Annotated in this window: 18 protein-coding genes; 12 read left to right on the top strand and 6 right to left on the bottom strand. The window is 73.6% G+C overall.

The features are described 5' to 3' along the window. Positions 1-58 precede the first annotated feature (58 nt). The 5 genes from ACYQ77_RS11065 to ACYQ77_RS11085 are packed head-to-tail and all read left to right on the top strand — an operon-like array spanning position 59 to position 7,116. Positions 59-511, top strand: a complete 453-nt coding sequence (locus tag ACYQ77_RS11065) for a hypothetical protein (RefSeq protein WP_459710048.1) — start codon at positions 59-61, stop codon at positions 509-511. Further along, positions 511-1,890, top strand: a complete 1,380-nt coding sequence (locus ACYQ77_RS11070) for a hypothetical protein (protein ID WP_459710050.1) — start codon at positions 511-513, stop codon at positions 1,888-1,890. Before ACYQ77_RS11065 ends, ACYQ77_RS11070 begins: the two co-directional genes overlap by 1 nt. After that, entirely contained in the window at positions 1,887-3,236 is a 1,350-nt protein-coding gene (locus tag ACYQ77_RS11075; RefSeq protein WP_459710051.1) for a VWA domain-containing protein, read from the top strand. Before ACYQ77_RS11070 ends, ACYQ77_RS11075 begins: the two co-directional genes overlap by 4 nt. 11 nt (positions 3,237-3,247) lie before the next feature. After that, positions 3,248-4,369, top strand: a complete 1,122-nt coding sequence (locus ACYQ77_RS11080) for an ATP-binding protein (RefSeq protein ID WP_459710053.1) — start codon at positions 3,248-3,250, stop codon at positions 4,367-4,369. Next, a complete protein-coding gene (locus tag ACYQ77_RS11085) occupies positions 4,366-7,116 on the top strand; it encodes a DUF5682 family protein (protein WP_459710055.1) in 2,751 nt (916 codons plus the stop codon). The genes ACYQ77_RS11080 and ACYQ77_RS11085 overlap by 4 nt, the downstream gene beginning before the upstream one ends. Positions 7,117-7,207: 91 nt before the next feature. Here ACYQ77_RS11085 and ACYQ77_RS11090 read toward each other — a convergent pair whose 3' ends face one another. From ACYQ77_RS11090 to ACYQ77_RS11100, 3 genes are all read right to left on the bottom strand, one after another. Then, on the bottom strand, positions 7,208-8,110 hold the full coding sequence (locus tag ACYQ77_RS11090) for a glycoside hydrolase family 11 protein (protein WP_459710056.1): 903 nt from the start codon (positions 8,108-8,110) through the stop codon (positions 7,208-7,210). A 226-nt stretch (positions 8,111-8,336) separates the two neighbouring features. Beyond that, positions 8,337-9,494 carry a hypothetical protein gene (locus tag ACYQ77_RS11095; protein ID WP_459710058.1) on the bottom strand — a complete coding sequence of 386 codons (1,158 nt, stop codon included), beginning with the start codon at positions 9,492-9,494 and terminating at the stop codon, positions 8,337-8,339. 11 nt (positions 9,495-9,505) lie between these two features. Beyond that, the gene (locus ACYQ77_RS11100; RefSeq protein ID WP_459710060.1) at positions 9,506-10,603 is read right to left on the bottom strand and encodes a hypothetical protein; all 1,098 of its coding nucleotides are present in this window, start codon (positions 10,601-10,603) and stop codon (positions 9,506-9,508) included. An 89-nt stretch (positions 10,604-10,692) separates the two neighbouring features. Here ACYQ77_RS11100 and ACYQ77_RS11105 point away from each other — a divergent pair, with 89 nt between their 5' ends. Beyond that, a complete protein-coding gene (locus ACYQ77_RS11105; protein ID WP_459710062.1) occupies positions 10,693-12,162 on the top strand; it encodes an outer membrane protein assembly factor BamB family protein in 1,470 nt (489 codons plus the stop codon). Between the two features lie 18 nt (positions 12,163-12,180). On the opposite strand, the gene ACYQ77_RS11110 is transcribed toward ACYQ77_RS11105, so the two are convergent. Next, positions 12,181-13,080, bottom strand: a complete 900-nt coding sequence (locus tag ACYQ77_RS11110) for an MBL fold metallo-hydrolase (protein ID WP_459710064.1) — start codon at positions 13,078-13,080, stop codon at positions 12,181-12,183. Positions 13,081-13,172: 92 nt separating this feature from the next. Here ACYQ77_RS11110 and ACYQ77_RS11115 point away from each other — a divergent pair, with 92 nt between their 5' ends. The 4 genes from ACYQ77_RS11115 (at position 13,173) to ACYQ77_RS11130 (ending at position 19,070) form a co-directional block, all read left to right on the top strand. Further along, complete coding sequence (locus tag ACYQ77_RS11115) at positions 13,173-14,162, top strand: helix-turn-helix domain-containing protein (protein WP_459710065.1); 990 nt, start codon at positions 13,173-13,175, stop codon at positions 14,160-14,162. Between the two features lie 90 nt (positions 14,163-14,252). After that, positions 14,253-15,842: a S8 family peptidase gene (locus ACYQ77_RS11120; protein ID WP_459710066.1), complete on the top strand. Its 1,590-nt coding sequence runs from the start codon at positions 14,253-14,255 to the stop codon at positions 15,840-15,842. Between the two features lie 93 nt (positions 15,843-15,935). Then, complete coding sequence (locus tag ACYQ77_RS11125) at positions 15,936-16,418, top strand: hypothetical protein (protein ID WP_459710068.1); 483 nt, start codon at positions 15,936-15,938, stop codon at positions 16,416-16,418. 132 nt (positions 16,419-16,550) lie between these two features. Continuing rightward, complete coding sequence (locus tag ACYQ77_RS11130; protein WP_459710070.1) at positions 16,551-19,070, top strand: CHAT domain-containing protein; 2,520 nt, start codon at positions 16,551-16,553, stop codon at positions 19,068-19,070. Here ACYQ77_RS11130 and ACYQ77_RS11135 read toward each other — a convergent pair. Beyond that, entirely contained in the window at positions 19,027-22,008 is a 2,982-nt protein-coding gene (locus ACYQ77_RS11135) for a hypothetical protein (protein WP_459710072.1), read from the bottom strand. The two genes, ACYQ77_RS11130 and ACYQ77_RS11135, sit on opposite strands and share 44 nt — an antisense overlap. A gap of 155 nt (positions 22,009-22,163) precedes the next feature. On the opposite strand from ACYQ77_RS11135, the gene ACYQ77_RS11140 reads away from it, so the two are divergent. Next, positions 22,164-23,210 carry an MASE1 domain-containing protein gene (locus tag ACYQ77_RS11140; protein ID WP_459710074.1) on the top strand — a complete coding sequence of 349 codons (1,047 nt, stop codon included), beginning with the start codon at positions 22,164-22,166 and terminating at the stop codon, positions 23,208-23,210. A gap of 6 nt (positions 23,211-23,216) precedes the next feature. Here ACYQ77_RS11140 and ACYQ77_RS11145 read toward each other — a convergent pair whose 3' ends face one another. Continuing rightward, entirely contained in the window at positions 23,217-24,164 is a 948-nt protein-coding gene (locus ACYQ77_RS11145) for an aldo/keto reductase (RefSeq protein ID WP_459710076.1), read from the bottom strand. Here ACYQ77_RS11145 and pdxR point away from each other — a divergent pair. Continuing rightward, positions 24,163-25,605 (top strand): MocR-like pyridoxine biosynthesis transcription factor PdxR, encoded by a 1,443-nt coding sequence (gene pdxR / locus ACYQ77_RS11150; protein ID WP_459710078.1) that lies wholly within the window; start codon positions 24,163-24,165, stop codon positions 25,603-25,605. The genes ACYQ77_RS11145 and pdxR overlap by 2 nt on opposite strands. Positions 25,606-25,637: the final 32 nt, after the last annotated feature.

A 25,637-nucleotide genomic window follows, 5' to 3' on the forward strand; every position in this document is an offset into this window, starting at 1 on the left:
CCGGTACGTTCTGCGCGTCCCGCGACGGCGGGGGAGGGATCACAGGGGAGATGGTGCGTTGCCGGAGTGGGAGAGGTCGAGCACGGCACGGGTGGTACCGCCCGCCCGGCCGAGGAAGCTCGCCAAGGTGCCGTTCGTCGAGCTGGCCGACGGACGGTTGCAGGGGGTGGTGTCCAGCGGCTCGGACATCGGCCGCGTGTACGTCTCGTCGGTCGCCGTGGGCACCTTCGCCTTTGCCTGCAACCACATCCTGGCGCTGGTCACCGAGGCGGTCCTGCAGTACGGCGCCGAGCGGGTCGCCCGGTATCTGCGGGTCGAGCCCGGCGACGAGGTGACCGCGCAGACCATCACCGCGGAGATGCTCCGCACGCGGCCCGCGCAGGGGGACACCAGCGCCGCGGCCACCGTGTTCAGCCAGTTCCTGCGCCACCTCGCGTACCTCGAGTTCGGCGCGACCACCACGCCACTGCCGGAGATGCAGTGGTTCCCGCCGGCCAGGGCGGTGGTGTGATGCGCGCCGACCTGCTCACCGAGCCCGTCGACGGGCTCGCAGAAGCCATCGCCGCGGTCGACGCCGCCGACGAGGCGCTCACCACCGGGCTGCTCCGCCCGCGGACCACCGGCCTCGCACGGCTCGCGGACGCGGTGGCGGGCAGCCCGCTCGCGACCAGGGTCGCCGAAGCGGTCGAGAAAGCCGCCGCGGGCGCCGCGGGTGAGGACCACTTCCTCGCCATCGCCGCCGCGCGCACCGCACTGCTCGGCTCGGTCCACGACGCGCTGATGAGCCGGGTCGAGGCGGCCACCGGCCGACCGGTCACAGTGGACACCGCAGCACCCTCGGGCGGGCAGCACGCGGCGAACCTCCTTGCCGCGGCCCGTTCCTGGCTCGCGGACGTCGCGCGTGCCGGGTGGCGCGGCATCGACCACGACATCGTCGCCGGAGCCGCGCCCGTGATCTCCGCGCTGCTGCCCGATCCGGCACTGCGCCGCCTCGCGGCCCTTCTCGACGGGTTCGCGGCCGAACTCGCCGCGTCCTGCCCGGGAGCCGCCCTCGCGCATGTCCCCACACGGCGCTGGGGCGACCTGTGGTCGCGGGCCATGGTGCTGACCGTGCCGGGCGCGGCCGACGCGCCGGTCACGGGCACCGCCACCGGCCGTCTCCTGCCGCTGGGCGTGGACCTGCACGAACACGCCACCGCCGCGCAGGCACAGGTGCACGCCGTGCTCGAACCAGAAGACGGCGGCACCCCGAGCCTCGTGCGCGCCAGCGTGTCCGTGCCCAAGCCCGACACCGTGCTCGGCGCGGGCATCTGGCAGCTGCTCCGCCCGCACCTGTCGCTCCTCGCCGCCGTCGGCGAGGGCCGCTCGGTGGACATCGCCGGCATGCCGGTCACCGCCGAGGGCGACCTGGTCTGGGACGACGAGCACGCCAGGACCGGTGCGCCCGCCGACGCCTTCGCCACCGCCCGCGTGGTCCTGCCCACCGCGACCGTCCCGGCCACCGCGCCCCTCGACCGGCACCCGGCACACATCGCCGTCCCCGTGTTCCTGGAGGGCTACACGACCGGCACCGTCGACGGCACAACGGTTGTCGACCTCGCCGGGCACACGCTGGCCGTCGACGTCGACCGCGTGCCCGCCGCCGGACCGCTCACGCCGGAGGCGGTCGCCGCGTCGCACGCGTGCATCGGCCTGCTGCGCTGGGACGCGGGGGAGTTCCGCCTGCAGCCGCTCGCCGTCGAGACCACGGTCCGCAAGAAGCCCGTCGCGGTGCACGCCGGGGCGTGGGCGGGCGGCACGACCGACAAGGCGGGGGTCAAGGCGGAGAAGGCGGCCACCGACGCCGTGGCGGTGCTGCGGGAGCGAGCGGGAAGGTTGCTGCGCAAGTGACCGCCGAGGACAACCGCCGCCAGGTCCTCTACTGGCGGCTGCTCGCACGGCTCTTCGACCACGAGGAACAGGCGACGCTGGAATCGGCGAGCCTCGCCGTGGTCGAGGACGCCGGGCTGCCGCCCGCGCTGCTCGACCCGTACACGTCCGTCGACTCGATCGTGCAGCGGCACCCCGGTCTCGCAGCCGAGTTCGACGGCCTGATGGTGCCGGAACGGGACGGCGACCGGGACGGGGCGGCCGAGGTGCGGCGCGCGGCGCTGGTGTCGAAGGTGCTGCTCAACGTCTTCAGCACCGGCGCGGGCAACGTCACCGCGGAGCAGCTGTCCCGCTGGCAGGCCGACGCGGGCTGGCTGGAACGGGCACTCGGGTGTCAACCGGGTGAGCTGCGCGGCCGCTCCGGGCGGGGCACCAGCGGCACCGCGCCCGGCCCCGACCTGAGCACGCTGCTCCCGGAGATCGGCCCCGACCTCGCCGACCTCGAAGCTGACCTCGTCAACCGCATGCAACTGCGCGAGGTGCTCGCCGATCCCGCGCTCGCCGCGCGGCTGACCCCGAGCATGTCGCTGATCGAACAGTTGCTGCGGGACAAGAACAACCTCTCCGGGGTGGCGCTCGCCAACGCGAAGTCGTTGATCCGCCGGTACGTCGACGAGGTCACCGAGGTGCTGCGCACGCACGTGGAGAAGGCGACCGCCGGCGAGCCGGACCGGTCCGTGCCGCCGAAGCGGGTGTTCCGCAACCTCGACCTCGACCGCACGATCTGGAAGAACCTCGTCAACTGGAACCCCGACGAGGAGCGGCTGTACGTCGACCGCCTGTACTACCGGCAGACCGCGCGCAAGACCACGCCGCAGCGGCTGATCGCGGTCGTCGACCAGTCCGGTTCGATGGTCGACTCGATGGTCAACTGCGCGATCCTGGCGTCGATCTTCGCGGGCCTGCCGAAGGTGGACGTGCACCTGATCGCCTACGACACGCAGGCGCTCGACCTCACGCCGTGGGTGCACGACCCGTTCGAGACGCTGCTGCGCACCAACCTCGGCGGCGGCAACGACGGCATGGTCGCCATGGGGCTGACCCAGCCGAAGATCGCCGAGCCGAGGAACACCGTCGTGGTGTGGATCTCCGACTTCTACGAGACCAGGATCGAGCAGCTCTTCGAGTCGATGGCCGCCATCCACCGCTCCGGCGCGAAGTTCATCCCCGTCGGGTCGGTCACCAGCTCCGGCCGCGGCAGCGTCAACCCGTGGTTCCGGGAGCGCTTCAAGGACCTCGGCACACCGGTGATCTCCGGCCACATCAGCAAGCTCGTCCACGAACTCAAGACTTTCCTCACCGCGTAGAAAGGCATTCCATGTCCGACCTGTTGCGCGCCCCCGCCGAGATCAAGTACGCGGAGGAGCTGGACTGGCTGGAGTCGGTCGACGACAACCCCAAACCGTTCGCGTGGCGGCTGTCGCCGAAGATGGTCCGGCTGTTCATCCTCGGCGCGGAACGCGCGGACGGCCTCGACCGGGATATCTCCCAGAAGTGGTTCGGCGACCGCGGTTTCGTCGAACGGGCCATCGTCACGCTCGCGTCCGACCGCGGCCTGCTGCTGATCGGCGACCCCGGCACGGGCAAGAGCTGGCTCGCCGAACTGCTCGCCGCCGCGATCAGCCGCAACTCGACGCTCGTGGTGCAGGGCACGGCCGGGACCACCGAGGACCACATCAAGTACTCGTGGAACGTGTCCATGGTCATCGCGAAGGGCCAGTCGCGGGAGTCGATGATCCCGTCGCCGATCATGACCGCGATGGAACGGGGCGCGATCGGCCGGTTCGAGGAGCTGACCCGCTCGACGAGCGACGTGCAGGACGCGCTCATCTCCATCCTGTCGGAGAAGTACATCTCCGTCCCCGAACTGGGCGGTGACGACGGCGACAACATCGTGTTCGCCAAGCCAGGCTTCTCGATCATCGCCACCGCCAACAGCCGCGACCGGGGCGTCAACGACCTGTCGTCCGCGCTGAAGCGGCGCTTCAACTTCGTGCGCATCCCCGTGGTGACCAACAAGAAGAGCGAGACCGAGATCGTCCGGTTCCGCACCGAGGAGCTGCTGCGCCGCCACCAGATCGAGCTGGACGTGCCGCCGACCCTGCTGGACGTGCTGCTGCGCAGCTTCGGCGACCTGCGTGCCGCCGCGGCCTCGGCCGGCAGCGACGACGAGAAGCTGGAGTCCGCGCTGTCCACCGCCGAGCAGATCGGCGTGCTGGAGGACGCGATCCTGCACAGCAACTTCTTCGGCCGGCGGGCGCTGACCGCACGCACGCTCGCGTCGTCGCTCGTCGGGTCGCTCGCCCGGCGCGCACCAGAGGACCTCGCGATCCTCAACAAGTACCTGCACGGCGTGGTCGAGCCGCGCAGCAAGGACGAGGGCGGCGACTGGCCGGAGTTCCTGGCGGGCGGCCGCGACGCGATCGCCACCCTGTCGTGACCCGGTTCGACGCGCTGCGCACGCAGCTGCGGGACGCGGCGGCGGCGTTCGCCGACGGACCTGACGCGCTCGAGGGCATCCTGCTCGGCATCGTCGACGACGTCGACCGCGCAGTGCGGGAGCCCCTCGAGATCTTCCCGGTCTGCCACCACTCGCCCGCGTCGGCCATCGCGATGGCGCGGCGGCTGCGGGAGAAGCAGCCGACGGTGATCTACCTGGAGCTGTGCGAGGACATGGCGCCGCTGCTGACCGAGCTGCGCAACTGCAGGCTCCCCGTCGCGGTGCAGGCGTTCGCGACCGAGGTCCACGGGTTCCCGGCCGAGTGGGCGCCGCTGTCGGTGGTCGCGCCGATCACCGAGGCGTCCGCGGAGTACCAGGCGATCGCGTACGCGCTGGACACCCCCGGCGTGGAGCTGGTGCTCGTGGACCGGTCCGCCGACCACGTGTTCCAGTGGGAGCACCGCGACACCGGCCCCGCCGACCCGGACGCGCCGCCGCCCGAGGAGGAGGCGGCGCTGCACGGCGACGCGGTCGGCGTGGAGATCGGCGACCTGCGGCCGCGGTTCGCGGAGCTGGAGGAGCACCTGCTGCGCCACGGCAAGGTGCGGCACTGGTCGGAGTGGTGGCACCAGTACGTCGAGCTGCCGCTCGGCGACGCCGACCACGACACCTACCGGCAGGTCATGTTCCTGGTTGGCAGCCTGTTCCGGCGGCTGGCGCCCGGCGACGCCACGCACGTCCGGGTGGACGAGGACCGGGAGCGGTACATGTGGACGCGGATGCGCGAACACCTCGCCGCGACCGGCGCCGACCCCGCCGGCTGCCTGTACGTCTGCGGCGCGTTCCACGCCGCCAGCCACGTGGCCGAGTTCGGCGTCGACGGCACGGGCACCTTCGAGATCAGCCCGCGCACGGCCAGCAAGTGGCAGCACGGCCTGATCCCGTCGAGCCACGCCGCGATCGAGGCGCAGTTCGGCCTGGCCGCCGGCTCGGTGTCGATCGCGGCCACGGAGTGGGCGAAGAACGTCAAGCGGACGCGCGTGCAGCCGTTCCGGCTCGCCGGGCAGGCCGGTGGCGCGAAGCGGACGAAGGCCACGCCACTGCCGGACCCCGTGCCCGCCACGACCCCGGCGGACCAGCTCACCGGCTTCCTGCGGCGGCCACCCGTGCTCGACCGGCTCGACGAGGCGGAGCTGCTCGGCTGGTCGGTGGAGATCGTCCGTGCCGCGCGCCGCAACGGCTACCTCGCGTCCACAGCGGACGCGATCGCGGTGTTCGAGACGTCGATCCTGCTGGCAGGCATGCGGGACCGGGCCAAGCCGACCCCGTACGACTTCCAGGACGCGGCGGTCACCTGCATCGAGAAGGACACCGTGCCCGGCAGGCGGGACGTGCGCCGTCTCGTCGAGATCATGATGGGCGGCGACCGGATCGGCCAGGTCGGCTACGACGCGCTGCCGCCGCTGGCCCGCGACGTGCACGACCGGCTCGCGCCGCTGGCACTGAAACTCCAGCAGCGCGGCGTGCAGCGGGCGCTGCTCGACATCGCGGCCCGCCCGGAGCTCGGGCCGTGCTCGGACGTGCTGTGGATGCTGCGCTACCTCATGCCGCACGGCGCGGCCCGGCCGATCATGGGGGAGCGGCGGCTCGGGGAACGGCCCATCCAGGAGTCGTGGGACCTGGCGCTCGGCACGCACCAGCGGGCGCTCATCGAGCTGGGCTACGAGGGCGTCAGCATCGAGCAGGTGCTGGAGCAGCGGCTGCGGCGCGCCGCGTACGGCACGGACGCGACCGCCGCGACAGTGCTGGCGGCGGTCGAGGACGCGACGCTGTACCTGCGCAGCCACCGCCTCGCCGGCGAGCTGGGCACCCGCGCGCTGGAGGTGCTGGCGACCGAACGCGGTGTCGACGGCGCCCCGGAGGTGCTGCGCCGGGTGCGGCGGCTGCTCGCGTTCTACCGCACCAGCGAGCCCGCGCTGCCGTCGTGGATCGAGCAGTTCGTCACGACCGGCTACGCGCACTACTGCACGCTGCTGCCGACCGCGTTCACCGACGACGACGCGAACGTCGGCCAGGTCGCCGCGATGCTGGGTTTCCTGTTCAGCATGGAGGGGCTCGCGCTGTCGCTGGGCTGCGACCGGACCCAGCTGGAACTGGCGATCGCGCAGTCGCACCCCGAGGAGCCTGCGAAGCTCGCGCTGCTGTGGGCCGCGAAGGCGCACCTCGGGTTGCTGACGCGGGCGGAACTCCGCGCCCGGTGCGACGAGCTGCTGGGCAACCCCCTGGTCCTGCCCGCCTACCCGCGCTACCTCAGCGGGTTCCTGCACGCGCTCGAACCCGTGCCGGGGCTCGTGGACTTCGTGGTGGAGGCGGTGTCGAACGCGTTCGCTCGGCTGCCGGACCCGGTGCTGCTGCCGTGGCTGCCTGCGCTGATCACGACGCTGCGGGCGGGCGGCGCCGAACTGGCCCCGCTGCTGATCCGCGAGGCGGGCCGGATCTTCCCCGGGCGTCTCGCGGCGCTGGACGAGTGGGTCCCGCCGTGGCTCGGCCAACCCGGACCGGCGCCCGTGCGGACGTCCGCCGGTGGTGGCGTCGCGTTGCTGGCGGCACACCCGGCGACGTGCGACGCGGTGGCCGTGCTGCTCGGCTGCGACGAGCCGTGGGCGGCGGCCGGTGCCCCGCACGGGGTGGCGTTGCTCGACGAGCACCCGGCGACCGCGCACGCTCTGGAGTCGCTGTTGGCATGATCAAGTAGCTCGATCGTGGGTCGAGGGACGTTCGATCGAATGTCGACGGTGACCCTCGACCGGTTGTCGAGGGTCACCGTCGATGCGCGGGCTAGCCGCTGCTGCAGGAGACGGTCGGCCAGGTCCAGTTGCCGTTGTGCTGGATGGTGACGCCCCAGTTGTTGCCGTTGCCGTTGGGTCTGGCGACGAGCTGCTGGGCCGACGGGTACGAGGCGCTGATGTTCCACGTCGCGATGATCTGCGCGGGCGACGGGACGTTCATCGTCACGGTCCAGTTGTCCGAGCCGGACACCGCGACGTTGAGGTTGTAGCGGTCGCTCCACTGCTGGCCGGCCGACAGCGTCGCGGTGCAGCCACCACCGCCACCTCCGCCGCCCCCGCCACCGCCGCCGGATCCGCCGACGGTGATGTTGGAGCTGCCGCTGCTCTGGTAGCCCTCGGTCGCCAGGATCATGTAGTCGTTGGTGCCGAGGTTCATGCCGTACCGCGCCCACGCGTCGAAGTGGTTGCCGCTGGTGATGGTGCCACCGGTCCGCTTCGACTGGCGGACGCTCCAGTACTGGTTGAACGTCCTGGTGCCGTCGATGGACGGCGCGTTGTAGCGGGTGGTCTGGTAGACGTCGTAGGTGCCGCCGTCGCTGGTGACCGTGCCCTTGTACGTGCCGGTGGGCCGGTAGGTCCCCCAGTTGTCGACGATGTAGTACTCGACGAGCGGGTTCCTGGTCCAGCCGTAGAGCGTCAGGTACGCGTTGCCGGACGGGTTGAAACTACCGGAGTAGTTCACGCTCATCCGCCCGCCGGTCCGCCAGCCCTTGCCCGCCACGAAGTTCCCGGTGTTGCGCCACGACGTGGAGTAGTTCCCGCCGTTGCCGAGGTCCATCGAGACGGTGCCCTGGCTGTCGGTCCAGAATGAATAGAAGTAACCGTTGTGGGTGCCGGTTTGATTTGTCGATATCGCGTTGGCGATACCGGACGGCAGTAACGTCGTCGCCACCAGCGCCAATATGGTGGCGCCGACGGCGATCAGACTGGACCTGCGTCTTTTCCGGCGCGCGAAAGTTACGTTCATCTGCGGTGCTTCCTCTTCGTCGAGGTGCGTCGCTGAAAAAGTATGAGTACGTCGCCGATGACCTGTCAATAATTTTCGGAAATGTTTCGGAGGCGCATTCCGAAACATTTCGGCGCCGGGAAAGACGTGTGCGCCTTTCCCGGCCCCCCGGTCAGAAGCAGTTGGTGTTCTGCTCCGCCGCGTAGGGCCTGCCGGTGGCCCGGGTCGCGGTCACCCCGTCGACGCTCACCGCGACGGCCAGGTTGTCGACACCGAACTCACAGGTCGTCGAGAACGGCACGGGAGCGGCGCCCTCCGGTTCGTACGGGACGCCGCGGCCGGAGAGCGTGAGCGTGCCCGGCTTGCGGAGGATGAGCTGCAGCGTGCCGTCGGGCGACGGGGCGAAGCGCGCCTCCGGCAGGGTGGTGACCGCCCACGTCACGTCGACGACGTCGGAGTACCGGTAGAGCGCCCGTTCGTCCTCGACGCTGAAGGGGCAGCCGTCGGGGGACAGGTCGCGCATCGACGCGCACTCCTCGACCCGGGCGGCGATCGCCCGGTTCGCGTCGGCCGTGCCCGTGTCGGTCAGGGTGTAGGTCGCGGTGACCCGCTCGGTGTCGTCGACGGACGGCTGCGGGGCCGCGACGAGGAACCCGGGCTCGAACGTGACGCGGTCGCCGAGGCTGGGGAAGAGGTCGTAGACACCGGGGAACAGCAGCAGCGAGACGGTGGTGCCCGGGTCGCTGCCCGCGACGGTCTGGCGCACCTTCCCCAGTTCGATGGTGCCGAGGCCGCCGACGACGAGGTCCACCCGTACGAACGGGGACTCGATGGTCCAGCCGTCGTCGCCGTGCACGAGGTGGAAACGGCCCTGGCCGGTGGTGTCCCCGGTGGTGATGGTGACGTCGACGTCGGTTTCCTCGTCGCGGCGGTGCCGTTCCACGACGGAGGTGACGGTCCACTCGTCGGCGAGCGCGTCCGCGGCGAGGAACCGCAGCCGGCCGTCGTCCTCCGGCTCACCGGCCATGTCGAGCGCGGCCCGCGTGTCGCCGGACCGGATGGCGTCCATGTAGGACCGGACGACGTCCTTGGGGCCCGGTGTGACAAGGGAAACGGTCACGACCGTGGCCACGACGGCGATGACGACCAGCCCCGCGACGATGGCCACCGGCTTGGGGTGGGCGGCCACCCAGGACCACCACGCGGGGGTGGTGGCGCCCACGGTCGCCGGCCGGTCCGATGTGGACGACTCAGGTCCGGGCTCTGCGGTGTCCGGCGTGGGCAGGTCCGTGTCGCCGGGCTTGTCGTCGGGCTTGTCGTCGTCGGCCATGGGTGGCTCCGTCATGCGTTGCGCCGGCAGGTGTTGAACGGGTCGACGGCCCGGCGTCCCGTCGGGGACAACTCCACCGCCACCGCGCCCTCGGCGGTGACGGTGGCCTGGAAACCGGTCAGGTCGATGTCGCACGTGACCGTGAACGTCACCGGCTCGTCCTCGGTGTCGACGCCGCTGCCCGACAGGGTCACCCTGCCCGGCTCGGTGGTCCGCAGCGCGAGGGTCGCGTCGGTCAGCGCGATCGCCGGGTAGCTCTCCACCCGCCACGTGAGGCCGTGCAGGCCGGTCACCCGGACGCCGGCGGGCGTGTCGATCTCGCCGTCGGTCGCGAAAGGACAGTCCACCGGTTGCGGGGTGGCGAAGCCCGCGCAGTCGTCGATACGGTCCTCGATCGCGGTCTGCGCCTTCGCGACGACGTCCGCGCTCGCGGCGAGGCCGCGCGGGAAGATCTCCATCGGGTCGTACGGGCTGTCGTCCGCCCGGGGGAACACCGCGACCACGTCCGCCTTCTCCGTCGCCACCACACCGGGAACGGACTCGTAGAACCGGTACGTGCCGGGGAACAGCGCGTACGACCGCACGTCGTCGGTGCGCCGGGGCACGATCCGGTCGTTCACCCGGACGTACGACAGCGGTGACGCGGGGAACCGGACCTCGAGGAACGGGTCCTCCAGCTGCCACTCGTCGTCGACCTCCTGCACGACGAACGTGCCCTTCGCGGTGCCGCCCGGGCCCGCCAGCACGGCCTCGACGCGGGCTTCGCCGTAGTCGCGGTCGACCTCGGTCACCGACACGACCCACCAGTCGTCGCGGATGGCGTCCGGGGTGAGGAACGCCGCCTTCTCGCCGTACGGCACGCCGTAGCCGTAGCGGGTGACGAGGGCGAGCGCCCCGTCGACGTCCTTCTCCGCGATCGCCTCCAGGTACGCCTCGACCGTCTCCTCCGGATCGTGGTGGATCGTGACGGCCACCGTGATCCACACCGCGACCACGGCCACGACCACGCCGAGCACGACCGCCCCGACCGGGAACCGGCGGTCAGCGCCACCGGGCCGCGACGACTCCACTTCGGACTCCTCCACCGTCAGGTCTGCTGTGCCCCGCACGGCGGGATGCCCGGCATCGTATTCGGCCGTTCCCCGTTCGCGCGGCCGATCGGGCGAATATCCTCCGGGCACCCAGGGAGGAGCCACCGATGACCGACCCGCTCGACCCGCCGGAGCGCCCCGACGGCGCGGCGCAGGCCGAAGTGGACGCCACCCGGCCGCGGCGCCGCCGGCTGGTGCTCGCCGCCGCCGCGCTCGTGGTGGCGGCGGCGGTGGTCGCGACCGTCGTCGTGATCACGACCGGCGACGGCCGGCCGGTGCCGGGCGGCAGCATGCCGACGCTCGGCACCCAGTACGCCGCCCCGTCGGTCGGCGCCCCGACGTCGCGGCCCGGGGAGCCCGCGGCCCCGCCCGCCTACGCCGGGGCTCCACTGTGGAACGTGCGGTTGCCGGGCGAGGAGAACGAGTACGGCGCGCCGACGTTCGCGGTCAGCGACCACGGCTTCGTGGTCCAGAACGACAAGGCGCTGCTGGGGCTCGACCGGTCGGGCGCGGAGGTGTGGCGCTTCACGCCGCCCGAGGTCGACTACTACACGGTGCGGGTGACGGGGCCGCAGGTGCTGGTCGGCTACGCCTCCGACGAGGACCGCTGGCCGCAGCCGCAGGTGATCGTCGCTCTCGACGCGGCGAACGGGAAGGAGCTGTGGCGCGAGACCGAGGCGTCGCTGTGGACGGCGACCACCGACACCGCCTACCTGTCGGTCTGCCACGGCGGCCAGAACAACCGCGTCGGCGACTGCACGCTGAGCGCCCGCGATCCGCGGACCAACACGATCCGGTGGCGCGTCCAGACCTACGCCAGCTCCCGGGTGATCAACGACAGCGGGAGCATCCAGGCCGCGCCGACACCGTCGCGCCTGCTGGTCGCGGCGTACCCGACCGGAGCGGACAGCCTGTTCATCTCCGCCCACGACCCGGCGACCGGTGCCACGCTCGGTAGCGGTTACGAGGGCTCGGACGACCGGATCGGGCAGATCGACGTCGCGACCGAGCGGACCGTGGTCACCGTCGATGACGACGACGACAACCCCGCGAACGGCTGCTCGGCCACCATCAGCGGCTTCGCCCTGTCCGGCGCCGAGCGCTGGCACCACACCGCCCGCACCGCGAAGGAACACGACGGCAAGCGGTGCGGACGTGTGCCGGTCTCGTACCACGGCGGCCGGATGGCGTTCACGGCCACCGACGGCGCACCGAGCGTGCTGAACCTGGACACCGGCGCGGTCGAGTGGGCCGCCCCACCCGGCGGGCAGGCCGTCGCCGCCGCCGGCACGACGCTGCTCGTGGTCGACCGCCCCGCGGAGGGCGCCGACGGCGAGCTGGTCGCGTACCGGATCGGGAGCGGCACACCGATCTGGCGGGTCCCGTTCGCGGGGAACTACGACCACGACCCGGACCTCGTCACCGGCGACCAGGTCGTGTTCACCGGCCAGGAGGCGGTCCGCTTCGACCTGAAGACGGGCAAGTCGTGGTCGTACGGCGGCACGGTGGCGCAGACGGGACCGACGTGGTTCGCCGTCTGCGCCACGGCGTCCTGCCGTGCCTTCGCGACCGGGTGACCATGACGATCGCGTGGGCTACCGGCACGGCACGAACGGGCGGGTGAGGTGCGCGGTCGCGAGCCAGGTCGGGCGGCGTCCGGCGTCGTCGAGCAGCGCGTGGCGGGTGCGGCGGGCGGCGGCCTGGTCGGCTTCGTACCGGTAGGCGACGTCGGGGTCGACCAGCTGCACGGCGTGGACGAGCACGTCACCGGTGATCACCACCTGCCGCGCGGGGTCGCGGACCACGACCGACTGGTGGCCCGGGGTGTGGCCGGGGGTGGGGATCGCGGTGACGGTGCCGGCGCGGTGGCCCGCGAGCCGCGCCGGGCCGTCGACGACGTGCAGCTGACCGGTGTGCCGCAGCGGCTCGACCACGTACCCCAGCACCACCTCGTCGCCGGCCTCCTCCAGCGCGGCGATCTCGGTCCGCTGGACCACGTACCGCGCGTTCGGGAAGTTCGGCACCCCCTCCGGTGACACCGACCAGCCGAAGTGGTCCTCGTGCAGGTGGGTCAGGACGACGAGCCGCACGTCCGCGCGGTCGATGCCCGCCGCCTCGAGGCGGGCGGGCAGGTGGCCGGGGACGGGCGCCCACGACGACGCGGGGCTCTCGGCGGGCCCGACGCCGGCGTCGACGAGCGCGACGCCGCCCGTGGGCAGGCGGATCGCGAAGCAGCGGAAGTCGAGCCGCCAGGCGCCGTCCGGGCCGAAGGCACCCGGGTCCACGCGTCGCGCGCGGTCCCAGTCCGCCTCGGTCGCGCCGGTGAACGCGTCGGCGGCGGGCAGGAAGAACGGCCCGCTCGCGTCCAGCAGGGCGAGGACCTCGAAGGGGCCCGTCCGCATGGTCGCGGCACCGGCGAACGAGGTGCCTGTCACCATCACCCCCGCGGTCAGCCCGCCGATGAGGAACGTGCGCCGCCGCACCTGGTTGGTCATGATCGTCCCCGTTCCGTCGTCGTTTTGCGATACTCCGGGCAGTCGACCAGGGGTGGTGTCGTGGGACGAGGCATTCGAAGGACGTCGAATCCGTGCTGACGGTGCGGGTCGACGCCGAGCGGCTGGTCCGCTCCCGGTTCGCGCTGTCCCGGCTCGCCGAGCTGTCGTGCGCGCTGGAGGTGCTCACCCACCCGGACCGCGCGCCGTTCGCCCGCGCGTGGGTGGCGGAGACCCGGCCGCGTCTCGACGTCGGCGCGGTCGCGCTGGTACACGCGCTGGTCGAGCACGATTCGCCGTACGTGCCGGACTTCCTGGTGCCGCTCCCGCCGGGCTACGAGCCGGACCTGGACACCGAACTGGCCGCGGTCGCGGCCGCGCCGGCGGACACCGTGCTGCGGCAGCTGGCGCGGACGTTCCCGGCCGGTCCGCCGCCCGCGGTCACGGCCGTGCTCGACCGCGGCGGCGCGCGGGCCGTGGCCGAGGTCGCCGCCGCGCAGCTGCGCCACTGCTGGGACGTGACCCTCGCGGACACGTGGCCAGCGCTGCGCCGGGTCCTCGACGAGGACGTGCGCCACCGCGCCACGCAGGCGGCACGCACCGGCTTCGACGGCCTCCTCGCCGACCTGCACCCGATGCTCGGCTGGGACGGCGCCCGCCTGACGAAACCCGCCGCCGTCGACGTCACGCTGGACCCCGCGCCCGGGGTGGTCCTCACGCCGTCGGTGTTCCTGCCGTGGCCCGCCGTGTGGGCGGGCACCCCGGCGGACGTGCTCGTCGGCTACCCGGCGCGCGGGCGGGGCAGCGTCTGGGCGGGACCGGCGCGGGTGCTGGGCCCGCCGGTCCTGGGTGCGCGGCGCGTCGCCCTGCTGGCCGACCTCGGCACGCCGCGGTCGACGGCGGAGCTGGCGTCCCGGCACCGGCTCAGCCCCGCCACGGTGTCCTACCACCTGCGGCGGCTGTTCACGGACGGGCTGGTCACACGCCGTCAGGACGGGCACAGCGTCCGGTACGCCGCCACCGACGGGGCGGGTGAGTTGCTCAAAGCAATGGGTCAGACGAGCGTTCGCATGCGACGGTCGTGACCGACTCGTTATGTTCTGGATGTATTTCCGAGGCGTCGTCCGGCACCGGCTGTGTGGACGAATCCGTGCCGAGAGATGGGGGAGCCGGCCATGCACTTCTACATCCGTCGCAATCCGGACGACGACGGGCTCGGCAGCGACGTGCCCGAGGTCCCGGGCAGGCTCCTGAGCAAGCACGGCGCGCGGGTGCTGCGGCCCCCGGAGGCGCGGCCGGTCGCCGCGCTGCCCACCGCGACCGCCTACCGGTCCGACGTCCTGCGGGTACCGCGCGCGGTCGACCGGTCCGTGGTGGACCGGACGCTCGCCGACATCAACCTCAGGCTGCTGGACACGGACGTCGCCGAGACCGGGCACCGGCCGCCGGTGATGCGGCTGGCGCCACGCGACCCGGACAAGCCGGCCACGGTCGACGCGGGCCGGGCGCTCGCGCACCTGCGGGAGGCGGCCGACAAGGACGGTGAGCTGGCGGGCGCCCTCGCCGCCCCGGGCCCGGTGACGCTGGAGCACCTGCTGTTCCTGGGGCTCGACCCGGCGCCGTGGGACTCGCACGGTCTCGGGCCCGCGCCGTGGGACTCGCACGGCCTGTACGGCAGGGACTCCTACCTGCGGTCGGCCCGCGGCGGCCCGGTGCCGGTCAGCCTGTCCGTCCGGCCCCCGCGGGCACGGCCGCTGGTGCCCGGCAGCGGGTTCGACCGCAGGCCGGTGATCGCGGTGCTCGACACCGGCATCTCGGCGCACGAGTGGTTCGGCACGACCGACCGCGACACGGGCCTGCCGCCGGGCGGGTTCGTGCGCGTGCTCAAGGAGGTGCAGGACGCCATCTCCGCGAGCAGCCGGGAGGCGGGCACCGGGGCGCGGGTCATCGAGGACTACTGGGACGACGACGTGCCTGCCAACCCGCTGACGGGTGAGCTGGACCGGCACGCGGGGCACGGCACGTTCATCACCGGCATCATCCGGCAGGTCGCGCCGGACGCCGAGGTCGCCGTCGCCAGGGTGATGGCGGGTGACGGCGTGGCGTACGAGAGCGACGTGCTCGCCGGGCTGGAGCGGCTGGTGCAGCAGGTCGAGGAGGCGCAGGCGCCGGGCGGCAACCCCGCCGACATGGTCGACATCGTCTCGATCTCCATCGGCTACTACTGCGAGACCGTCGAGGACGAGGCGGAGACCAGCGAGTTCGCGCGACTGCTCGGCAGGCTCGCCGACCTCGGCGTGCTGGTCGTGGCCGCCGCGGGCAACGACGCGACGACCCGCCCGTTCTTCCCGGCGGCGCTCGCCACGATGCCGCCGTCGGGTGGTGGACAGCCGGTGCTCAGCGTCGGCGCGCTCAACCCCAACGGCACCAGGGCGTTCTTCAGCAACCAGGCGCCGTGGGTGCACGCGTGGGCGACCGGCGCCGCGGTCGTGAGCACGTTCCCGAAGGTGCGCGGCAGCACCGGGCCGGCCAGCGCGATCCGCGACCTCGACCGCGAGTCGCTCGACCCCGACGACTTCACCAGCGGGTTCGCGATGTGGCACGGCACGTCGTTCGCGGGCCCGCACGCCGCGGCCGCACTGGCGAACCGGCTCGTCGAGCACGCGGACGCCGATCCGGGCACGCTGCGCATGGGCCTGGTGAGCCGCGAGGCCATGCTGGCACGCGCCCGCCGCGCGGTCGACGCGTGCACGGCGGGCGACTGAGTACGTGATCACCGTGGAACGAGAGGAGGTCGGCGCGCTGTTGCTCGCCACGATGAGCCGGGTGCAGAGGTCCGGCAGGACGGGGGTCCGGCCGTGAGCCAGGACGAAGCCAGTGCCGGGGACGTGTCGCTGCCCGAGCACGACGCCGAGTTGCTCGACGTCGTGCGGCAGCTGCTGGACGCCGCCGACCCGATGCCGCCCGACCTGGTCGAACGCGTGCGCTTCGCGATCGACCTGGACGACATCGACGTCGAGGTGTCCCGGCTCGTCGAGATGCCGGTGCTGGCGGCCGCCCGGTCCGAGGAGTTCGCGCGGCTCGTCACGTTCCAGAGCGACAGCCTCACGATCATGGTGACCCTGGAACCGGGCGCCGACGGCACCACCCGCATCGACGGGTGGCTCACGCCCGCCGCGTGCAGGCGGATCGAGGTGCGCTGCACGAGCGGCCCGCTGTCCACCGAGTCCGACGACACCGGCCGGTTCTCCCTCGACGCCGTGCCCGCGGGCAACGTGCGGCTGGTCGTCCACGACGCGGCCAGCACGGTACGGGTGATCACCCCGACGATCGAGGTCTGACCGCAGCCGGGCGGCCGCCGGTACCCGTGGCGGAGCGCGGTCCGGTCATCGGCGCCCACGCAGGGTGCAGGCCACAATCCCCTGGCCTGCCGCTCCGGCACGCTCGATACTGGCCAGATGTCCCGGGGTGGTGTGGCCAGTGCGACTCGCGCGCGCGAGTTGCACCGCCGTGGGCTGGAGGCGCTCAACCGGGGCAGGCCGCTGCTCGGTGCCCGCTCACTGCGCTCGGGCCTGCGGCTGCTCGGGTGGCCGGCCGCCGACGGGGCGTGGCGGTCGCACCGGGAGCTGACCTTCCGGCTCCTGGGCACGCTCGCCGCCGCCGAGGTCGCGTGCGGTCACAGCGACCGCGGGTTCGCCCTGCTCGACGACATGGAACCGCTGATCACCGGCGGCAACCGCGGGGTGCTGATGCTCCAGCGCGGGCTGCTGCTCACCATGATCGGCCGGGTCGACGACGCGGTCCGCAGCTTCGACGCGGCCGTGCCGCTGCTCGAGCGTGCCGACGAGCGGGTCGCGCTCGCCCGCACGCTGCTCAACCGGGCGTTCATCCACCAGATCGCGGGTCAGGTCCGGCCCGCGCTCGCCGACCTCGCGCGCAGCGAGGAGATCAGCCGTGAGCTGGGCATGACCGTGCAGGTCGCGAAGGCGTTCCACGGCCGCGGTTCGTGCCTGCTGCTCGCCGGGGACATCCCGGGCGCGCTGCGCGCGTTCGACGACGCCGAGCGCGGCTACGCGGCGGACGCCGACGGCATGCTCGTGGTGCTCGCCGTGGAGAAGGCGCGGGCGCTGCTCGCGGCCGGGCTGGCGGTCGACGCGGCGGGCGTGCTCGACCAGGCGATGCCGCGGTTCGGCGGTCTCGGCATGAACCAGGAGCACGCCGAGGCCGAGCTGACCCGTGCGCAGATCGCGCTCGCGGTCGGCGACCACGCCGCGGCGCGGCGCTGGGCGGGCCAGGCCGAGCGCCGGTTTCGCCGCAGGCGCAACGAGACGTGGGCGGCGGTCGCCGCGCTGACCAGGCTGCGTGCCGAGTTCGCCACCAGCAGCCGCGCGGTCCGGGTCGCCACTACCGCGGCCGGGCTCGCGGACCGGCTCCGCCGGCTGGGGCTGGACAACGACGCCGAGGCGGCCGAGCTGCTCGCCGCGAGCGCGCACCTGCGCCGCGGCGCGGTCGACCACGCGCAGCGGCAGGTCCGCGCCCAGCCCGGCCGGCGGTCCACACTGGACACCCGGTTGCGCAGGCACGTCGTGCGCGCCCGGATCGCGGCGGCGCGGGGCGACCACAGCGCCACCTTCCGGCAGGCGCGCGCCGGTCTCGCGCGGCTCGCCGCGCACCGCAGCCACTTCGGCAGCATCGACCTGCAGACCGGGGCCGCCGCGCTCGGCGCGGAACTCGCGCGCGCCGGACTGGACGCCGCGCTCGCGGAAGGCAGGCCCGCGACCGTGTTCCGCTGGCTGGAGCACTCGCGGGCGCAGGCGTTCCGGTCCCGCGCGGTGCACCCGCTCGACGACCCGGTGACCGCCGACGCGCTCGCCGAGCTGCGGCAGCGGTCCCGGGTGGCGCGGGCCAGCGAGCTGGAGGGCCGCCGGGACGCCGCGGCGGCACGCCGGTGCGCCGAGCTGGAACGGCAGATCCGCGCGCACAGCTGGCGGGCCAGCGGCACCGGCGAGCACCAGGACGGGGCGTCGCTGGCGGCGGTCCGGGCCGAGCTGTCGGCCGCGGGCGCCGCGCTGGCCAGCTACTTCACGGTCGGCACGCGGATACACGCCGTCCTCGTCACCGACCGCACGGCGCGGATCATCGAGCTGGGCGACCTGCGGCTGGCCACCGAGACGACCACCCGGCTCCGGGGTGACCTGGACGTGTTGTCGGGCAGGCGGCTGCCCGCCGCGCTCGACGCCGCCGTCCGCGGGTCCGCTCGGCACCTGCTGTCGGTGCTGGCCGAGCACCTCGTGGCCCCGATGCGGCCGCACCTCGGCGACAGCGAGCTGGTCGTGGTGCCGACCGGCCCGCTGACCGGCGTCCCGTGGGGGTTGCTGCCGGACCTGCGCGGCCGCCCGGTGACCGTGTCGCCGTCGGCGACGGTGTGGCTGAACGGCCGGACGCCGGCACGTGCGGTGGCGAACGGGACCACGCTGCTGGTCGCGGGCCCGAACCTCGAGTACGCGGCGGGCGAGGTCGAGCAGCTGGCCGCGATCTACCCGGACGGCGAGACGCTCACCGGCGCGGACGCCACGGTCGAGGCGACGATGAAGGCGCTCGACGGCTGCGACGTCGCGCACTTCGCCACCCACGGCCACCACGAGCAGGACAGCGTGCTGTTCTCCCGGCTCGACCTCGCCGACGGCCCGCTGATGGCCTACGACATCCACCGGCTCGGTGCGGCGCCCCGGCACGTGATCCTCGCGTCTTGTGACGTCGGCAAGGTGGTCGTGCGTGCGGGCGATGAGATCCTCGGCTTCACCGCCGCCCTGCTCTACAGCGGCACGCGCACCGTCGTGTCCAGCGTCGCCCGCATGGACGACCAGGCGGCGGTCGACGTCATGACCGCCTACCACCGCGGCCTGTCCCGCGGTGTCGCACCGGCGCGGGCGCTCGCCGACGCCGCGGTCACGGAGCCGATGACACCGCTGGTGTGCTTCGGAAGCGGCTGAGCACGGCCCCGGCGAGCACCAGCGCGGCACCCGCGCCCGCCACGACGACGGGCAGCACCGCCGGGATCTCCAGGTACACGGTGATGCCGAGGATCCTGGACAGCCCCCACGGCAGGAGCGCCAGCTGGTCGTTCCACAGGGTCATCGCCTGTTCGAGCCCGATCGCGGCGACCAGCCCGCCCAGCGCCAGCAGTGGCGTGCCCGCGGCGACCAGCACCCGCCCGGTCGCGGCACGACGGCCCATGCCCGTGCGCAGTGCCGTGTAAGCGACGACGAACACGCCGAGGAACACCGCGAACGCGACCGTGATGTAGAGGCTGCGCGCCGTGGGGTCGGTCCAGAAGTCGAACCAGTAGTGGCCCGGCCCGCGCAACGCGAGCGCCGCCAGCAGCAGCACCGTGCGCAGCAGCGCGAGCCCGCCGACCGCCGCGGCGAGCACGAACGGGTCGACGGGGCGGACCAGCAGCCGCAGGACGACGCCGAACAGCAGCCACGCGCCGAGCACCAGCACGAGGTGGGCGGGCGCGGCGAACCAGGTGAGCACGGCCCGGCTGAGCACGACCGCGACGGCAGGCACCACCCACACCAGCACCCGGTCCACGCGGGTCGGCGCGAGGTCGGCGCGGCCGAGCCGCCACGGCCGGGTCGCGCCGGTCCACAGTGCGCGCAGCGCCACGGACCGGCGCGACAGCGCGCCGACGGCGAGCGTGGCGAGGACCGCGGCGAGGAGCCCGCGCGCGAGCCAGGCCATGGGTTCGTCGCGCTCGGCGCGGTCGAGGCCGATCCCGGCGGCGGTCACGTTGTAGGCGGGCAGGTCGAGGTCGTCGCCGTGGCGGCGGACGTGGTCGGCGCTCGCCCGCGCGTAGCGGTCGGCGGCGGTGTGCCACGCCTCGCGGGCGGCGGCGTCGCCGGTGTCGAGCCACTGCGCGTGCCGCAGCACGGTGGTGCGGTAGGCGCCGAGCGTGGCGAACAGGTCGACCTGGTAGTCGAGCGTGGCCAGGAACCGTTGCCGCAGCTGGGGATCCCGCCACGTCGTCGGGTCGGTGCCCGCGACGATGTCCCGCATCCGGCGCGCGGTGCGGATCGCGTCGTCGCCCTCGCGGACGGCCTCGTCGACCCGGTCGCGGCCGACCGCGTAGATCGTGTCGAGCGCGGCGCTGTCGCCGGTGAGGATGTCCCACTCGAAGAGCCACATCATCGGCGGCGGTTCGAGCCCCAGCGCCCGCACGGCCTTGTCCGCGTACGGTCCGATGTAGAGGCCGGTGGTGATCGCGTGGCGGGACAGCGCCATCGCCTCACCGATCGCGGCGACCGTGTCCTGGTCGTCGGAGAACGTGCGGCGCGCCCAGTCGGCGGTCGCCTCGGCCGGGTCGAGGTCCGGGTCCCACGCGAGCCGCCCGGTGACGTAGGTGTTGAGGTCGTACAGCTGCCAGAACCCGGTGCGCGGGGTGAGCGTCCGCGGGCCCGCCAGCAGCGGACCGCCGCCCTGCGCCCACGTCCAGACGCCCTCGACGTGCGGGTTGCCTGCCAGGAAGGTGCGCAGCGCGCGCCGGTGGAGCACGCCGAGGTCGTTGGGCAGCGCCCCGAACCCCTCGAACTCCCTGCGGGACTGGAACTCCACGACGCGCCGGTGGTCGCCGACGAGCAGGGTGTCGTTGAGCGGCAGGTGGCTGTAGAAGTCGCCGAGCGAGTATTTCGTGGACACGATCAGCCGGTCGTCGTGGAGGTCGCCGAGCACCGCCAGGTAGGCGTCCCTGCTGGTGTGCAGTTCGCCGACGGCGCCGATGCCGACGCTCCAGCTGCGGAAGATCACCTCGGTGCCGGTGCGCTCGGCGACGGCGAGGAACGCGCGCAGCATCGCCCGCACGGCGGCGGGGGTGGTGACGGCGATCTCGGAGGTGTAGTCCCAGCCGGGCAGCCGGTAGACCGCGCCGCCCTCGCCGATCCTGACCATCAGGCCGTCCACGTAGGACAGCCGGTCGAACAGCTCGGTCAGCCCGGCCTGGTACACCTGCCACAGCCGGGGGTTCTCGGTGTCGAGGCCGCCGGTGGTGCGCTCGAGGTAGGCCCGCAGCGGCGGGGACAGCGCGAGCATGTCGGTGGACAGGTAGACCCGCATGCCCATGTCGTGGGCGTACCGCCAGACGGGTCCGAACGCGGCCGCCATGGCCTCGGCCCTGGCGACGTGCGAGTCGCCGTCGGGGTACACGCCGAGGCCGCGGAAGGTGACGTACTCGAGGAACCCGGGCACGACGACGGCGTTGTAGCCGAGCGCGAGCGAGTGGTCGACGTGCGCGCGGAACTGGCCCGCGATCCGCTCGACGGCCGCGGTGTCGACGTAGGGCGCGCCGGGGAGGATGGCGTCGCCGACGACGTCGGAGTTCAGCGAGTAGTCGTCGGTCCGGTAGCGGGCCGGGTCGTCGGGCAGGCCGACACCGCCGAGGTCGGTGAGGCGCAGCCCGAGCCGCGGCGCCGTGGTCCGGCCGTCGGCGACGACCTCGGCCCCGGACCGCACCCGGTCGGCGATCGCGTAGAGACCGGCGGCCGCCCCGGCGGGGGTGCTCGCCACGACCTCGATGCCGTCCGGTCCGCGATCGAGGCGGTAGGCCTCCGGCGCGAGACCCGTTTCGGTGCGCACCCGCAGCCCGGCGCCGGCGCCGACCGCAGGCCGGGGCGCGCCGCGGGCGACGTACGCGTCGGCCACCGCCTCGGCCGCCTTCCGCACCCGCGGGTCGCCGGGCACCGCGATGCCGCGCACGGGCGGCGGCGCGACCGCGGGACGCGGCGGTGCGGCGGTGAGCCGCTCCGCGGGCACGTCGACGTCCCGCACGGAGAGCCCGAGCGCGTCGTTCACCTGCCAGGCGACCACCGCGCCCAACCCGAGCAGCACCGCGACGACGACCGGCACCCGCCACCACCCGCGGTGATCACCACGCACCGCGACATCCTGGCACGGCGGCGGCCGTTCGCGGGAGTTCTCCCGCGAACGCGGCGGCACCCGGTGAATTCCCGCCGTGACCTGGCCGTTCATCCGGACGGGTACCGGCAGCGCGGCGCGTTGCCCAACCGCGTTCCGCCGCGCACACTTGCGCCGTGCCCCCGACGGCCCCACCCCGCCAGGCCCGCCGCCCCCTCGCCGCGGGCGGGCTGATCCTGGCGGTGGCCGTCGGGTACTTCCTCGCCGCCGAGATCGGGCTGGAGCTCGCGCTGGTCCGCGAGCAGGTGACCCCGCTGTGGCCGCCGACGGGCATCGCGGTGGCGTGCCTGCTGCTGTTCGGCATGCGGTGCTGGCCGGGCATCACGATCGGCGCGTTCGCCGCGAACGTGCTGGTGGGGCCCACACTGCCGGCGGTCGTCGCGATCTCGGCCGGCAACACGCTCGCCCCGGTCTGCGCGTGCCTCCTGCTCGCCAGGATGGGGTTCCGCAACGACCTGCGCAGGCTCAAGGACGCGCTCGCGCTCGTCTTCGTCGCCGCGCTCGGCGGCATGCTGCTGAGCGCCACGCTGGGCACCCTGACGCTCCTCGCGGCGGGCGCGCTGGACCCCGCCGACTTCTGGGCGACGTGGTCGGTGTGGTGGACCGGCGACGCGATGGGTGTCCTGGTGGTCGCGCCGGTGCTGCTCGTCGCCGCCACCCGGGAGTGGCAGTGGCGGGTGCCCGTCCTGCGCTGGGTGGAGGCCGTCGGGCTGGTCGTCGGCGTCACGGCGGTCACCCTGGTCGTGACCCGGTTGCCGATCACGATGCTGTTCCCGGTGTTCCCGCTGCTCATCTGGGCGGCGCTGCGGTTCCAGCACGCGGGTGTCGCGCCGTGCAACCTGTTCGTGTCGGTCACGGTGGTGCTCGCGGCCGCGGCCAGGCAGGGCCCGTTCGCCGGGCTCGACCTGCTGCCCACGATGATCACGCTGCAGGTGTTCAACGGGGCCGCGACGCTGACCGCGCTGCTGCTGGCGGCGATCATCAGCGAACGCGACGCGGCGGAACGTGCGCTGGAACGGGCCGCCGCCCAGCTGTCCGACGCCGTGCGGATGCTCGAGCCGTACAGCCTGCTGAGCAGCGGCCAGTTCCGGCGCGCCTTCCGGGGACGTGCCGCACCGGACGGCGCGGCGCCCTCACCGGAACCGACGAGCGGCACCGGCTGACGGTGCCTACACCGCGGCCTGCAGACGGGCGCGTTGCTCGCCGGTCAGCGCCAGCGCCACCCCGGCGACCGCGTCGTCGAGCTGCTCGGCGGTGCTGACCCCGACGATCGGGGCCGCGGCCGGGTGCCCGCCCGCCAGCCACGCGAGCACGACCTGGTTGCGGTTCGTGCCGGTCTCCTCGACGATCTCGTCGAGCACGGCGAGCCGGCGGGTGGTGCCCGGGTGGTCGAACTCGGGGGCGAGCGGCTTGTCGGCGCGCGTGTAGCTGCCGCTCAGCAGCGGCGTGTACGCCCACAGCGTCATGTCCGGGTTGTGCTGCAGGTAGTGCAGCACCTCGTCGGTGACCGGGCCGAACCGGGCGGGCGCGTCCGCGAGCGGTGGGTTCGCGGGCAGGGGCCGCAGGTAGGTGTGGTGCGACTGGAGCGCGGTGTAGCCGGTGCGGCCGTCCGCGCGGGCGATCTGCCTCGCCCGCTCGACCTGCCAGATCGCGTGGTTCGACGCGCCGAGCCTGCCCGCCTTGCCCGCGGTGACCTGCTCGTCGAACGCGGCGACGGTCTCCTCGAGCGGCGTGCCGTAGTCGGGCATGTGGGCCCAGTACATCTCGACGTGGTCGGTGCCGAGCCTGCTGAGGCTGCCGTCGATGGCGTCCTTGATGACGGCGGCGGACAGCCCTTCGGCGGTCTCCGGCCAGGTGCCGGTCCTGACCGGTTCGCAGCCCACCTTGGTGCTGAGGCGGACGCGGTCGCGCATGCCGGGACGGCTCGCCAGCCAGCGCCCGAGCACGGCCTCGCTCTGCTTGCCGAACCCGCTCGGGTGCACCCAGAACGCGTAGGAGTCGGAGGTGTCGATCCAGACGCCGCCCGCGTCGACGAAGCGGTCGAGGAGGTCGAAGGACGTGGCTTCGTCGGTGCGGGTGCCGAACCACATGGCACCCAGGACCAGGTTCTCGATCATGTCCGCGACCGTAGCCGACTTCGGCTCGGCACTACGCTCCAATTTCGTGGTGGTTTCCCAGACCAATTTCGCGTGGGCGACATTGCTGGACGTCGGTGCGCGGGAGCAGGGCAGGTTGCACGACCGGCTGGCACGGGCACTGCGCACGGCGATCCGGGACGGCAGGCTGCCGGAGGGGGCCGCGGTGCCGCCGAGCCGCGCGCTCGCCGAGGAGCTGGGCTGCTCGCGGTGGGTCGTGACGGAGGCCTACGGGCAGCTCACCGCCGAGGGTTACCTGTCGGGGCGGGTGGGCTCCGCGACCAGGGTGGCGTGGTCGCCGGACACCGTGCCGGCGGCGCAGCCGTCCCGGGCACCCGTGACGCCGCCGGTCCGGTACGACCTCTCGCCCGGGCTGCCCGAGGTGCGGGCGTTCCCGCGTCGCCGGTGGGCGGACGCGGTCCGGGCGGTGACCCGCGCGGTCCGGCACGACGACCTCGGCCTGCCCGACCCGGCGGGGCACGCGGCGGCACGCGCGACGATCGCGCAGTACCTGCGGCGTTCGCGTGGCGCGGACACGGGCGCCGCGTCGGTGTTCCTGTGCGCGGGCATCACGGACGGGCTGGTCCGCACGTGCCGCGCGCTGCGGATGCGCGGCATCACCGACGTCGCGGTGGAGGACCCGGGGTGGGGCCGGGTGCGGGACGCGGCGGCGAGCACGGGCATGCGCCTGCACGTCGTGCCGGTCGACCACGACGGTCTGCGCGTCGACGAGGTGGCAGGCACACCGGCGCGGGCGGTCGTGGTGAGCGCGGCGCACCAGTTCCCGACCGGCTCGGTGCTGTCCCCGGCCCGCCGGGCCGCGCTCGTGCGGTGGGCCCGCGCGGTCGACGGCTACGTCATCGAGGACGACTACGACGCCGAGTTCCGCTACGACCACCACCCGGTGGCGGTCATGCAGGGGATGGCGCCGGCCCGGGTGTTCCTCCTCGGCTCGGTGAGCAAGACGCTGACACCGGCGCTCGGCCTGGGCTGGCTGGTCGCCCCGGCCGCGCTGACCGACGCGCTGCGGTCGGCGAACCCGGTGGCGGCGGCGCCGCCGGTGCTGGACCAGCTGGCGCTCGCCACGTTCGTGGACCGCGGCTGGTACGACGCGCACCTGCGCGCGTCGCGGCGCCGCTACCGCGCACGCCGTGACCTGCTGGTCCGCGCGCTGGCGACGGCCGTGCCCGCGGGCCGCGTCGAGGGCACCGCCGCCGGCCTGCACGTCCTGCTGCACCTGCCGGACGGCACCGACACGGCACGCGTGGTCCACGCCGGCGCCGACGCGGGCCTGCTCCTCACCGACCTCGACGAGTACCGGACCCGGCCGTCGCCGGACCGCGCGCTCGTCCTCGGCTACGGCAACATCGGCGACACCGAGGTGCCCCACGCGGTCGCGATACTGCGTGACCTGCTGAGCTAGTTGTGATGTCCACGGAGGTTGGCCAGCGGGGT

The organism is Actinophytocola sp. KF-1 (assembly GCF_054661535.1).

What these genes read in the sequence shown, in the direction of transcription:
- ACYQ77_RS11145 (WP_459710076.1), bottom strand. Translation starts at nt 24,164, where the DNA reads ATGATCGAGAACCTGGTCCTGGGTGCCATGTGGTTCGGCACCCGCACC.
- ACYQ77_RS11120 (WP_459710066.1), top strand. Translation starts at nt 14,253, where the DNA reads ATGCACTTCTACATCCGTCGCAATCCGGACGACGACGGGCTCGGCAGC.
- ACYQ77_RS11095 (WP_459710058.1), bottom strand. Translation starts at nt 9,494, where the DNA reads ATGGCCGACGACGACAAGCCCGACGACAAGCCCGGCGACACGGACCTG.
- ACYQ77_RS11110 (WP_459710064.1), bottom strand. Translation starts at nt 13,080, where the DNA reads ATGACCAACCAGGTGCGGCGGCGCACGTTCCTCATCGGCGGGCTGACC.
- pdxR (WP_459710078.1), top strand. Translation starts at nt 24,163, where the DNA reads ATGTCCGCGACCGTAGCCGACTTCGGCTCGGCACTACGCTCCAATTTC.
- ACYQ77_RS11070 (WP_459710050.1), top strand. Translation starts at nt 511, where the DNA reads ATGCGCGCCGACCTGCTCACCGAGCCCGTCGACGGGCTCGCAGAAGCC.
- ACYQ77_RS11080 (WP_459710053.1), top strand. Translation starts at nt 3,248, where the DNA reads ATGTCCGACCTGTTGCGCGCCCCCGCCGAGATCAAGTACGCGGAGGAG.
- ACYQ77_RS11105 (WP_459710062.1), top strand. Translation starts at nt 10,693, where the DNA reads ATGACCGACCCGCTCGACCCGCCGGAGCGCCCCGACGGCGCGGCGCAG.